At 69.0% G+C, this 12437-nt stretch carries 10 protein-coding genes and 1 pseudogene; 6 read left to right on the forward strand and 5 right to left on the reverse strand.

What is annotated here, in order from left to right; genetic code table 11:
• Positions 1 to 117 precede the first annotated feature (117 nt).
• Complete coding sequence (locus ACWAUG_RS02680) at positions 118 to 1380, forward strand: sensor histidine kinase (RefSeq protein WP_460801051.1); 1263 nt, start codon at positions 118 to 120, stop codon at positions 1378 to 1380.
• Positions 1377 to 2057 carry a response regulator gene (locus tag ACWAUG_RS02685; RefSeq protein WP_460801052.1) on the forward strand — a complete coding sequence of 227 codons (681 nt, stop codon included), beginning with the start codon at positions 1377 to 1379 and terminating at the stop codon, positions 2055 to 2057. Before ACWAUG_RS02680 ends, ACWAUG_RS02685 begins: the two co-directional genes overlap by 4 nt.
• A gap of 137 nt (positions 2058 to 2194) precedes the next feature.
• On the opposite strand, the gene ACWAUG_RS02690 is transcribed toward ACWAUG_RS02685, so the two are convergent.
• Positions 2195 to 2764 carry an NADPH-dependent FMN reductase gene (locus ACWAUG_RS02690; protein ID WP_460801053.1) on the reverse strand — a complete coding sequence of 190 codons (570 nt, stop codon included), beginning with the start codon at positions 2762 to 2764 and terminating at the stop codon, positions 2195 to 2197.
• A gap of 123 nt (positions 2765 to 2887) precedes the next feature.
• On the opposite strand from ACWAUG_RS02690, the pseudogene ACWAUG_RS02695 reads away from it, so the two are divergent.
• The 4 genes and pseudogenes from ACWAUG_RS02695 to ACWAUG_RS02710 all read left to right on the forward strand — a co-directional run bounded on the left by ACWAUG_RS02695 (position 2888) and on the right by ACWAUG_RS02710 (position 6884).
• Positions 2888 to 4064, forward strand: a pseudogene (locus tag ACWAUG_RS02695) (benzoate/H(+) symporter BenE family transporter).
• 82 nt (positions 4065 to 4146) lie between these two features.
• Entirely contained in the window at positions 4147 to 5043 is an 897-nt protein-coding gene (locus ACWAUG_RS02700; RefSeq protein ID WP_460801055.1) for an ABC transporter ATP-binding protein, read from the forward strand.
• A complete protein-coding gene (locus tag ACWAUG_RS02705) occupies positions 5040 to 6137 on the forward strand; it encodes an ABC transporter permease (RefSeq protein ID WP_460801056.1) in 1098 nt (365 codons plus the stop codon). Before ACWAUG_RS02700 ends, ACWAUG_RS02705 begins: the two co-directional genes overlap by 4 nt.
• A gap of 159 nt (positions 6138 to 6296) precedes the next feature.
• On the forward strand, positions 6297 to 6884 hold the full coding sequence (locus ACWAUG_RS02710; RefSeq protein WP_460801058.1) for a nitroreductase family protein: 588 nt from the start codon (positions 6297 to 6299) through the stop codon (positions 6882 to 6884).
• 45 nt (positions 6885 to 6929) lie between these two features.
• On the opposite strand, the gene ACWAUG_RS02715 is transcribed toward ACWAUG_RS02710, so the two are convergent.
• The 4 genes from ACWAUG_RS02715 to ACWAUG_RS02730 all read right to left on the reverse strand — a co-directional run bounded on the left by ACWAUG_RS02715 (position 6930) and on the right by ACWAUG_RS02730 (position 12418).
• A complete protein-coding gene (locus tag ACWAUG_RS02715; protein WP_460801059.1) occupies positions 6930 to 9032 on the reverse strand; it encodes a RecQ family ATP-dependent DNA helicase in 2103 nt (700 codons plus the stop codon).
• Positions 9033 to 9060: 28 nt separating this feature from the next.
• Positions 9061 to 9534, reverse strand: a complete 474-nt coding sequence (locus tag ACWAUG_RS02720) for a hypothetical protein (protein ID WP_460801061.1) — start codon at positions 9532 to 9534, stop codon at positions 9061 to 9063.
• Positions 9535 to 9584: 50 nt separating this feature from the next.
• The gene (locus ACWAUG_RS02725; protein WP_460801062.1) at positions 9585 to 10205 is read right to left on the reverse strand and encodes a hypothetical protein; all 621 of its coding nucleotides are present in this window, start codon (positions 10203 to 10205) and stop codon (positions 9585 to 9587) included.
• A gap of 77 nt (positions 10206 to 10282) precedes the next feature.
• Entirely contained in the window at positions 10283 to 12418 is a 2136-nt protein-coding gene (locus ACWAUG_RS02730) for an ATP-dependent Clp protease ATP-binding subunit (RefSeq protein ID WP_460801063.1), read from the reverse strand.
• Positions 12419 to 12437: the final 19 nt, after the last annotated feature.

Genomic DNA, 12437 nt, shown 5'->3' on the forward strand with positions numbered 1-12437 from the left:
CCTCTGCGCCCAGCATCCTCCCCTCATAAGAAACGTGTCCACCCCTTCTGCTCTCAGCGCCCGCCATCCCCCGCGGGGCGGATGTGGCGGGCAGCGCACGGGCATAGCGTTGAAGGCATGGTCGAAGAACTCCCTGCGCTCACACCGCGCGAACGCCGTTACGACCTGCTGCTCGCCGGCGTCGTGTTCATCGCCGGCGTCGTCAGCGCGGCGCTGTCGGCCATCTCCGAGATCTACGGCGAGGCGCAGGCCCCTCTGTGGCAGGCCCTCGTGTACCTGGTGTTCGCCTCGGCGCCGCTGGCGTGGCGTCGCGTCTGGCCGGCGGCCGTGGCGGTCATCGTCTCGGTCGCGTACTTCGTGGCTGTCACGATGCATCTTCCCGAGATCTTCGCCGGCAACATCGCCGTGTTCATCGCGCTCTACACGGTTGGCGCCTGGATGCGGAACCGCCGCGGCGCGATGATCGTGCGCGTCGCGATCATCATCGGAATGTTCGTGTGGCTGCTGTTCTCCGCCTACTTCTCGGTTCTCGAGGTCGCCGCCGAGGCAGAGGTCGTCGCCGGGGCGATGTCGCCCTACGTGGCCTACATCATGCTGCAGGTGCTGATCAACGTGCTCTATTTCGCCGGCGCCTACTACTTCGGCGAGCGCACCTGGAACGCCCGCCTGCAGCGCACCGCCCTCGAGCAGCGCACCGCGGATCTCGAACGCGAACGCGAGATCACTGCCGCGCAGGCCGTGGCCCTGGACCGGGTGCGCATCGCCCGAGAGCTGCACGACGTCGTCGCGCACCATGTCTCGGTCATGGGCGTGCAGGCGGGTGCCGCACGCCTGGTGATCGATCAGGATGCGACGAGGGCGAAGGAGCTTCTCGGCGACATCGAGCAATCGGCGCGCACCGCGCTGAGCGAGCTGCGGCACCTGCTGGAGACGCTGCGCGCTTCCGGCGAGGAGCCGAAGGATACGGCATCCACCGTCTCCCTCTCGGACATCCCGCGTCTCGTGGATGCCGCGAACGCCTCCGGCATGCCGACGGTCTTCACGGTGGTCGGTGACGAGGCAGCTGTGCCGTCCGTGGTTCAGGTGAACCTGTTCCGCATCGCGCAGGAGTCGCTGACGAACGCCCGCCGGCACGCCGGGCAGGAGGCGAGCGCGGATGTGCGTCTTCGCTACCTCGGCGATGCCATCGAGCTGGAGGTCGTCAACACCGGTCGCATCGCGTTGAACCCGCGCCCCGGGCTCGGACAGCTGGGCATGCGCGAACGCGCTCTCGCCTCCGGCGGTACGATCGAATCCGCACCCCGCGAGCGCGGCGGGTGGCGCGTGCGCGTGCAGGTTCCGCTCGCGATCACCGCCGAGCTGACAGGATCCCCCGTATGACCGACCCCATCCGCGTGCTGATCGTCGACGACCACGCGATGCTGCGGGCGGGTTTCCGCACGATCCTCGACATCCAGCCCGACATCACGGTCGTCGGCGAGGCGGCGAACGGGGCGGAAGCGGTGCGCCTGGCTGCCGAGCTGAACCCCGACGTCATCAGCATGGATGTGCAGATGCCCAACATGGACGGCATCGAGGCGACGCGTCTGATCGTCGCCGACCCCGATGTGCGGTCGGCGATCGCGATCGTGACGACCTTCGACCGGGACGACTACCTCTTCGAGGCGCTGGATGCCGGGGCCAGCGGCTTTCTGTTGAAGAACAGCGGCCCCGAGGATCTCGTGGCCGCGGTCCGCGTGCTGGCGGCCGGCGACGGGATGCTGGCGCCGGAGGTGACGCGGCGGGTCGTGCAGCGGTTCGCGACGACGCCGGTGCCCGTGAGCGCCGCCCCCGCGGCATCCGTTCCCACTCTCCCGCTCGCCGAGCCGTTCACCGACCGTGAGGCCGAGGTGCTCGAGCTCATGATCGAGGCGATGAGCAATGCGGAGATCGCCACTCGGCTGTTCATCGGCGAGGCGACCGTGAAGACCCATGTCTCGCGGATCCTGCAGAAGCTCGGCGCCCGCGACCGGGTGCAGGCGGTCGTGCTGACGCTGCGCCACCGGCTCGTCGGCTGATACGCGTTCTTCTGCACCGAGCCCCGTCTACGCGTCGAGCCCCCGCCCTCCCTGCACCCGGAAAACGGGGACTCGACGGAAAGGCGGGGGCTCGGCGCAAGCGCGATCAGGAGATCACGCGACGCGGGATCGGGTGATCAGCCGTTCAGCTGGTTCGCGTGCTGGACGCGCGAGATCAGCATGTTGAAGGCCTCGAGGTAGCCCGAGAGGAAGCCGGCGGTCGAGTCGTCCGTGACCTGGCCGTCCTCGGTGAACAGCCCCGGGCGGTCCTGGATGAAGCCCTCGGGCTGACCCATGGTGACGGCGCTGAAGTGGCCGAGGATCGCACGCAGGTGCTGCTGGGCGGCAGCGGTGGCGACGCCCGAGCCAGAGGTTCCGATGACGGCGGTGGGCTTGCCGTAGAAGGACATCTCGCCGTAGGGGCGGGTCGACCAGTCGAGGGCGTTCTTCAGCACGCCGGGGATCGAGCGGCTGTACTCGGGGGTGAGGATGATGACGCCGTCGACGTCGGCGATGGCCTTCTTGAAGTCGGTCGCGACCTGCGGGAAATCACCGTCGTAGTCGGGCGAGTAGAAGGGCAGGTCCTTGATCTCAATCTCGACAAGCTCGGTGCCCTCGGGGGCGAGGTTGGCCAGCACGCGCGCGAGGCGGCGGTTGATGGAGTTGCTGGAGATGCTGCCGACGATGTAGCCGATGGTGCGGGTCACAGGAGATTCCTTCTGTTTCGGGCTCGGAGAGCCGTGGACGTTCCACAGGGTGTCAACGCGTACCCCGGCAGATTCTATTCCCCAGAATGAAAAACTTTTCCTGCACCCGCTAGCCTCACCCCTATGCCCGCCGCACCCGCCCCGCTGTCGCGACCGATCCTCGCGGGCATCATCACGGCGCTCGTCGGCTTCAACAGCTCATTCGCCGTCGTGCTCACCGGGCTCGCCGCGGTCGGGGCGACGCCGGCGCAGGCGACGAGCGGCCTGATCGTGCTCAACCTCACGATGGGCATCGCCTGCATCGTGCTGGCCGGATGCTTCCGGATGCCGATCACGGTCGCCTGGTCGACCCCCGGCGCCGCGCTCCTCGCCGCGACCGGCGCCGTCGAGGGCGGGTGGCCCACCGCCGTCGGGGCGTTCGTCCTCGTCGCGGCGCTCACCCTGCTGGCGGGCCTCTGGTCGGGCTTCGGCCGGGTGATCACCCGGATCCCGGCATCCATCGCGCAGGCCATGCTCGCCGGCGTCCTGCTGCCCCTCTGCCTCGCCCCATTCCTGGGCCTCGCCGAGAACCCCGCGGGCGTTCTGCCCGTTCTCCTCACCTGGCTGATCGCGGCCCGTTTCGCGCCGCGCTGGGCGGTGCCGCTGGCCTTCGTCGCCGCGACCGTCGTGATCGCGATCGCCCTCGCGGGCTCCGGCACGAGCGTGGATGCCGCACTGCTGGTGCCGCATCTGGAACTCGTCGCCCCGACGTTCACCACCGGAGCCGCCCTCGGCATCGCCCTGCCGCTGTTCATCGTGACGATGGCCTCCCAGAACGTGCCGGGTGTGGCGATCATGCGCAGCTATGGCTACTCCGTCCCGTGGCGCCCGGCGATGCTCGTGACCGGGATCGGCACCGCCCTGGGCGCCCCGGCCGGTGGCCACGGCATCAATCTCGCGGCGATCAGCGCGGCCCTCGCCGCAGCACCGGACGCCGACCCCGATCCGCGCCGGCGGCTGGGTCGCGGGAGTTACGACGGGCGGCGGATACCTCGTGCTCGGAGGATGCGCAGCAGCGTTCTCCGCACTCGTGATCCTCGCGCCTTCCGCCGTGATCCCCGCGGTCGCCGGAGTGGCCCTCTTCGCCGCGTTCGGTTCGGCCGTGCAGCAGGCGGTCGCGGATGCCGATGAGCGGATGCCCGCCGTGGTCACCTTCCTCATCGCGGCATCCGGCCTCTCAGCGCTCGGAATCAGCGCGGCTTTCTGGGCGCTGGCAGCGGGCCTCATCGTACGCTTCGCGCTCCGGCGATCGATCCGCTGAAACGCCCTCCCCCGCAGGACGGACGCGAAGAATCCACCGGACGGGGGATGGGGCCGCGCCGGCGATTCCGTAGCGTGGAGGCATGACCTCAGGAACCCTGCAACTGTCAGGAATCAGCAAGAGCTACGGCGAGCGCCGCGTGCTCGACGACATCACCTTCCCGGTGGCCGCCGGACACCTCACCGGATTCGTCGGCGGCAACGGCGCGGGCAAGACCACGACGATGCGCATCATCCTCGGACTGCTCACCTCGGATGGCGGTTCGGTGACGCTGGGTGGGCGCGAGCTGACGGCCGAGGCGCGACGCCAGTTCGGGTACATGCCCGAGGAGCGCGGCCTGTACCCGAAGATGAAGGTGCTCGAGCAGGTCACCTATTTCGCCCGCCTGCACGGTTTCTCGAAGGCGGATGCCACGCAACGCGCCACCGCGCTGCTCACCGAACTCGGACTCGGCGAACGTCTCGGCGACAACATCGAGGCGCTGTCTCTGGGCAACCAGCAGCGCGCCCAGATCGCCGCATCGCTCGTTCACGACCCCGAGGTGCTGATCCTCGACGAACCGTTCTCGGGCCTGGACCCGCTGGCGGTCGAAACGGTGGCGGGCGTGCTGCAGGAGCGCGCGGCGCGCGGCGTCTCGGTGCTGTTCTCCTCGCACCAGCTCGACGTGGTCGAGCGTCTGTGCGATGACCTCGTCATCATCGCGGGCGGCACGATCCGTGCGGCGGGCGCCCGGGAGCAGCTGCGCGAGCAGCACTCTGCTCCCCGCTGGGAGTTGGAAACCGCCGCGGACGTCGGCTGGCTGCGCTCCGAGCCGGGTGTCAGCGTCGTGGACTTCGAGGGCGGCAGCGCCGTCTTCGATGCCGAGTCCCCCGAGGTCGCGCAGCGCGTGCTCCAGCGGGCACTCGCCGACGGCGCCGTGAACCGCTTCGCCCCGCAGCATCCGACTCTTTCCCAGATCTTCAAGGAGGTCATCCAGTGAGCACCTCGACCCCGCCGACCCTGTCGACCGCGCAGGGCATCTGGCTCGTCGCCGAGCGCGAGATGAGCACCAAGCTGCGCAGCAAGGCGTACATCATCTCGACCGTGATCCTGCTGCTCATCGCCCTCGCGGGCGTGATCTGGGCCGGCATCGCCACGTCGAACCCCAGCAGCACGCCGATCGTGGCGACCGGATCGGCGGCCTCCGCGCTCGAGGACGTGCCCGGTTACGAGGTGACCGTGGTCGCCGATCGGGATGCCGCGGAGCAGGCCGTCCGCGACGGCGATGCCGATGCGGCGCTCGTCGAGGACGCCTCCTCCCCCACCGGCGTCACGATCATCGCCGAGTCGTCGACGCCGACGCAGCTGATGCTCATGCTGTCGGAGACCCCGCAGGTGGAGCTTCTCGCCGAGGGCGGCGATGACGGCGGTCTGCGCTACTTGCTGGGTCTGGGCTTCGGGCTCGTCTTCATGATGTCGGCGCTGTCGTTCGGCACACCGATCACGACGAGCGTCGTCGAGGAGAAGCAGACCCGCGTGGTCGAGATCCTGCTGTCGGCGATCCCGGCACGCGTGCTGCTGGCGGGCAAGGTCATCGGCAACACGATCCTCGCGATCTCCCAGATCATCCTGCTCGTCGCCGTCGGCACGATCGGGCTGATCGTGACCGGCCAGGCCGAGGTCCTGCAGCTGCTGGGCGCCCCGGTCGTCTGGTTCGCAGCATTCTTCCTGTTCGGCTTCGTGCTGCTGTCGGCGATGTTCGCCGCAGCCGGAGCCCTGGTCTCACGCCAGGAGGACGTCGGCGCGACTCTGACCCCGGTGATGTATCTGACGATGATCCCGTACTTCCTGGTGATCTTCTTCGGCGAGAACCCCATCGTGATGACCGTGCTGTCGTATGTGCCGTTCTCGGCGCCCGTGGGCATGCCGATCCGGTTGTTCTTCGACGAGGCCGCGTGGTGGGAGCCGCTGCTGTCGATGGCGATCATGCTCGCCGCCTGCGCGATCGTCATCGCGCTCGGCGCGAAGATCTACGAGAATTCGCTGCTGAAGATGGGTGCGCGGGTGAAGTTCCGCGATGCGCTGAAGGGCTGATCGAGCGATTGCGACCGGAGAGGGTTTTCTGAGTTCTCCCCAGCTCGGGAAACCTTCACCGGATGCACGCCAGCGGGTATTAGCATGGCGCGGTACTGAATTGTTTTGCTTGCACGATGGACGAGGGGGTCCGCACCGGCACTGACCCCGAAAGGCACCATGAGCACGTCCATCATCGAGCGCACCGCTTCGACCTCTGTCCCCGTCATCTCCGCCATCGCCGAGCGGTGGAGCCCCCGCGCGTTCGACGCCGAGACCACGATCGACGAAGGCAAGCTGGCCGCCGCTCTCGAAGCCGCCCGCTGGGCCCCGTCCGCGTACAACAGCCAGCCCTGGCGCTTCGCCGTGGCCCGTCGCGGCACCGAGCTGCACGCAGCCATCGTCGAAACCCTCGTCAGCTTCAACCAGATCTGGGCCCCCTCGGCCGGCGCCCTCGTCGTCGCGATCGCCGAGAACGCCGCGGCAGACGGAACTCCGATCAGCCACGCCGCCTACGATCTCGGTCAGGCCGTCGCAGGCTTCGCCGTGCAGGCCCAGGAAGAGGGCCTGTCCGTGCACCAGATGAGCGGCTTCGACGCCGCAGCGATGTCGGAGGTGCTCGGCCTCGAGGAGCGCTTCACGCCCTTCACCGTGATCGCCGTCGGCCACCTGGGCGATGCCTCGGTACTGCCGGAGGCGCTGCAGGAGCGCGAGAACGCGCCGCGCGAGCGCCGTTCGCTGGCGGAGACGCTCATCGCGAACGTCTGATCTTCCTGAGGCGCCGGTCCCCCGCACGAGGGGCAGGCCGGCGCCTCATCCGCGCAGCGCGAGGGCGAATGGCAGTACGGCGGTGGCACCGGCCTGCCGCAGACTCCGCGCCGCGACCGTCAGCGTCCACCGGCTGTCGACCTGATCGTCGACGAGCAGGATCGGCCCGGCCGGGATGTCGAGGTGCTCAGCGGTGAACCGGTCCCAGACGCCCGCGAGGCGGAACGCACTGTTGCCACCGGGCTGGCCGGAGGGCCCGCCGTTGGCCGGGGCCAGGGCTCCGAGGTAGGGCAGTCGGCCGATTCCGGCGATGCCGCGAGCCAGTGAGTCGACGAGCTGCGGGTGCGAGCGCGATGGCATCGCGACGACCGCGACCGGGCGCTCGGACCACCCCCAGCCGGCGAGCACGCGAACGCACGCGTCGAGCATCGGCTGCGGAACCGGGCCGTCTGCTGCGCCGGCGGCGAACAGGGTGCGCAGGGATCCTCCCCACCCGAGGTCGGTGAGTCGGGCGAGCGCCCGCCCCTCGGCGGCCTGCTCCTCCGCGGGAATGCGCCCCTTCACGGGAACATCCAGCCGGTCTGCGCCGGTGGGCCACATGCGCCGCGGTTCGATGGCGACGCCGACGCGGTCGAGGGAGTCGGATGCCGCGGCGGACGATGTCGTGGAGACGTCGCTCGCGAACCAGATGCCCGCGCAGTTGTCGCAGCGGCCGCACGCCGCGGCCGTCTCATCATCGAGCGTTCGCTGCAGGAACTCCATGCGGCATCCGCCCGTCTGCTCGTAATCGAGCATGTGCTGCTGCTCGGCACGACGCTCGGCGGCGATGCGCTCGTAGCGTTCGCGGTCGTAGACCCAGGGTGCGCCCGTGGAGACCCAGCCGCCCTGCACCCTCTGCACCACCCCATCGACGTCGAGGACCTTCAGGAGGAGCTCGAGCGGCGTGCGGCGGATGTCGACGAGCGCTTCGAGCGCCGGGGTCGACAGCGGCTGGTCGCCGAGGGCCGAGAGCACACGCATCGCGCGCTCCTCATCGGGCATCGAGGCGGTGGCGAAGTAATGCCAGATGTCACGGTCTTCGACACCGGGCAGCAGCAGCACATCGGCGTTGTCGCTCGCCCGGCCGGCGCGGCCGACCTGCTGGTAGTAGGCCACGGGCGATGAGGGGGCGCCCAGGTGCAGGACGAAGCCGAGATCGGGTTTGTCGAAGCCCATGCCGAGCGCGCTCGTCGCGATGAGCGCCTTGACCTCGTTGCGTTTGAGCATGCCTTCGGACTCGGCGCGCTCGTCGGCATCGGTCTGCCCGGTGTACGCGCGCACCTCGTGCCCGTGTTCACTCAGCAGCCGGGCGGTGTCGACGGCGGCGGCGACCGTGAGCGTGTAGATGATGCCCGATCCCGGCAGGTCGTCGAGGTGGCTGAGCAACCACGCGAGCCGGCTCTTGGCATCGGGCAGCCGGAGTACGCCCAGCCGCAGGGATGCCCGGGCCAGGGGTCCGCGGATCGTGAGCACATCGCTCGCCCCGCCGAGCTGCTCCTCGATGTCGGCGACGACGCGGCTGTTGGCCGTCGCCGTCGTCGCGAGCACGGGGACGCCGGCGGGCATCTGCTCGATGAGGTCGCGCAGACGCCGGTAATCGGGCCGGAAGTCGTGGCCCCAATCACTGATGCAGTGCGCCTCATCGACGACGAGCATGCCGATGCGGCGCACGAGCTCGGGCAGACGCTGCTCACGGAAAGCGGGGTTGTTCAGCCGCTCGGGCGACACGAGCAGCACGTCGACCTCATCGCGGTCGAGCTGGGCGAGCACATCGTCCCACTCGTGGGCGTTGGTCGAGTTGATCGCCACGGCACGCACTCCGGCGCGTTCGGCCGCGGAGATCTGATCGCGCATGAGCGCGAGCAGCGGAGAGACGAGCACGGTGGGTCCGGCACCCTGACGACGCAGTAGAGCCGTTGCGACGAAGTAGACCGCCGACTTGCCCCACCCGGTGCGCTGCACGACGAGTGCCCTGCGTCGACCGCCGACGAGCGCATCGATCGCTTCGAACTGGCCGTCGTGGAATACGGCGTCGTCGCGGCCGACGAGCTCGCGCAGTGCGCCGAGAGCGGCTTCGCGGGTCGCGGTGTTCGAGGATGCTGCGGTCATGTCTCCAGCCTGCCGCAGGCATCCGACATCAGGGGAATCGTGCCGGCGCGGGCCGCGCGCTCCTGCCCCGGGCGACGCCGAGCGCCGCAGTCACGATAGCCGCGATCCAGCCGATGACGAGGATGCCCATGAACCCGATGCAGACCGCATCGGTGACGTCGCCCGGCAGGACGCCCCATGCCGAGAGCACCGAGTCGATGGGCGGAGAGTCGCCGCCGTCGGCAACGGTGAGCATGATGCCGATGAGCGCGGCCCACGTCACCCATGACGCGGCGTTGTAGGCCGTGCGCGTCGAGCGAGCCTGTTTCGCCTCGCGGTCGAACGCCACGATCACCGGCGGGATGTACAGCGGGATGATCACGAACGGGAGGGCGAACATCCCGATGACGGTCATCCACCCCATCGGGGCGCCGAGCGCGCCTCGTCCGAACACCACGATCAGCGGCAGCAGCGCCGGGGCGATCCACTGGAAGACGCGTACGAACCGACCGGAGAGTCTCATGGCACCGACCGTAACCGCATCCGGTCGCGAAACGCCATGCGCCACGGATATCAGGAGAATCCGGGCGGCGGCGGAGGCGGGCCCGGCGTGGACGGCGGGTTCGGTGCGCTCGTCGGCGTGGGAGCGCCCGGGTTCGCGGCGTACGGGTTCGGTGCGTAGGGATTCGCCGCGTAGGGATTCGCCGCATACGGGGCGGGTATCTGACCGGCGCCGGCGCCGAGGGGCGCACGTCGACCGACGGTGACGGCGATCACGGCGCAGACGATCGCGGCGATCCATCCGATGAACAGGACGCTGATGAACACGATGAAAAGAATCGCGTTGAGAGATTCCGAGAGCCCCCAGGCCGTGAGCACCGATCCGCCGCTGCCGGGCGCGTCCCCGACGTCCACGAGGGTGAATGTCATCCCGATCACAGCTGCCCATGTGACCCAGCTGGCGATGTTGTAGCTGAGGCGCGTGGATTTCACCGCACGGGCCTCGCGGTCGAAAACGGCGATGATCGGCGGGATGTACAGGGCCAGGGTCATGATCGGCGCCAGGAACACCCCGAAGACGAGGAACCACCCCGGAGGCCCGCCGAACAGCAGGCGCCCGTAGAACAGCATCATCGGCAGGACAGCCGGAGCAATCCACTGGAAGACGCGAACGAATCGCCCGGAGAATCTCATGCCCCGAGGGTAGCGTCAATGGCAGAGGCGCCGCGGGATTGATCCCGCGGCGCCTCGAGCCAGCAGACTCGACCGTTTCACACCGCGGTGAGAACCAGCCCCGATCCGTCGGCGGCCACGTCGACGCGCACGGTGTCGCCATCGCGCACGCCTCCGGACAACAGCGCGGTGGCGAGCTTGTTCTGCACCTCGTTCTGGATGAGGCGGCGCAGCGGACGCGCACCGTACACCGGGTCGTATCCGCGCTCGGCGAGCCAGGACCGCGCATCCGGGGTGACGGCGAGCGCGAGTCTGCGCTCGTGCAGGCGCCGCTGCAGTTGATCGACGGCGAGCTCGACGATCTGCGCGAGGTCGTCCTCGCTGAGCGCCTGGAAGATCACGATGTCGTCGAGACGGTTCACGAACTCGGGCTTGAAGGCCTGGCGCATCAGCGTCATGACACTGTCGCGCTTGTCATCGAGCGACAGCGTCGGGTCGATGAGGATCGGCGAGCCGATGTTCGAGGTGAGGATGAGGATGACGTTGGAGAAGTCGACCGTCCGCCCCTGTCCGTCGGTGAGGCGCCCGTCGTCCATGACCTGCAGCAGCACGTCGAAGACCTCGGGGTGCGCCTTCTCGACCTCGTCGAGCAGCACGACGCTGTAGGGGCGCCGACGCACGGCCTCAGTGAGCTGACCGCCCTGCTCGTATCCGACGTACCCGGGAGGGGCGCCGACGAGCCGCGAGACCGAGTGCTTCTCGCCGTACTCGGACATGTCGATGCGCACCATGGCGTGCTCGTCGTCGAAGAGGAACTCGGCGAGCGCCTTGGCGAGCTCAGTCTTTCCGACACCGGTCGGTCCGAGGAACAGGAACGATCCGGTGGGGCGCCCGGGGTCGCTGATGCCGGCGCGCGAGCGACGGACAGCATCCGACACCGCCTGCACGGCCTCCTTCTGGCCGATCAGGCGCTTGCCCAGCTCGGCCTCCAGGTGCAGCAGTTTCTCGGTCTCACCCTGCAGCAGGCGGCCGACGGGGATGCCGGTCCATGCCGCGATGACGCCGGCGATGTCCTCCTCGGTCACCTGGTCGTTGACCATGCGGTCGGCGGTGTCGGCATCCGCTCTCTCCGCCTCCGCGATCTGACGGTTGAGCTCGGGGATCTCGGCGTAGAGGAGGCGCGAGGTCTTCTCGAGATTTCCCTCGCGCTGCGCACGCTCGGCCTCGATGCGCGCGGCATCGAGCTTCGTCTTCAGGTCGCCGACGCGGTTGAGCGAGGCGCGCTCACGCTCCCAGCGGGCCTGCAGCTCATCGAGCTTCTCCTGCTGGGCCGCGAGGTCCTCGCGCAAAGCCGCGAGGCGCTCCTTCGACGCGGCATCCTTCTCTTTCTTCAGCGCGAGCTCTTCGAGCTTGAGCCGGTCGACGTGACGCCGCAGCTCGTCGATCTCGACGGGGGCCGAGTCGATCTCCATGCGCAGGCGGGACGCGGCCTCGTCGATGAGGTCGATGGCCTTGTCGGGCAGCTGACGGGAGGGGATGTACCTGTTCGACAGGGATGCCGCGGCGACCAGCGCGCTATCGGAGATCGCGACCTTGTGGTGCGCCTCGTAGCGCTCCTTGAGTCCGCGCAGGATCGCGATGCTGTCCTCGACCGTCGGCTCGCCGACGTAGACCTGTTGGAAGCGGCGCTCGAGGGCGGCATCCTTCTCGATGAACTCGCGGTACTCGTTGAGCGTCGTCGCGCCGATGAGGTGCAGTTCTCCGCGGGCGAGCATGGGCTTGAGCATGTTGGACGCTGCGACCGAGCCCTCGCCGCCGCCGGCGCCCATGAGCGTGTGCAGCTCGTCGATGAACGTGATGATCTGCCCGTCGGAGTCGACGATCTCCTTGAGCACCTGCTTCAGGCGCTCCTCGAACTGACCGCGGTACATGGCGCCAGCGACGAGGGCGGAGATGTCGAGGGTGATGAGCTCCTTGCCCTTGAGGGATTCGGCGACGTCGCCGGCGACGATGCGCTGGGCCAGCCCCTCCACGACAGCGGTCTTTCCGACGCCGGGCTCGCCGATGAGCACGGGGTTGTTCTTCGTGCGGCGGGTGAGCACCTGGCTGACGCGGCGGATCTCGCCGTCGCGGCCGATCACCGGATCGAGCTTGCCCTGGCGGGCGCGATCGGTGAGATTGATGCCGAACTGCTCGAGCGCGGACTGCTGTTCTTCCTGGGCGGGATTGGTCATCGGCTCCTCCTGGAGGTCT

The organism is Microbacterium sp. GXF6406 (assembly GCF_054798215.1).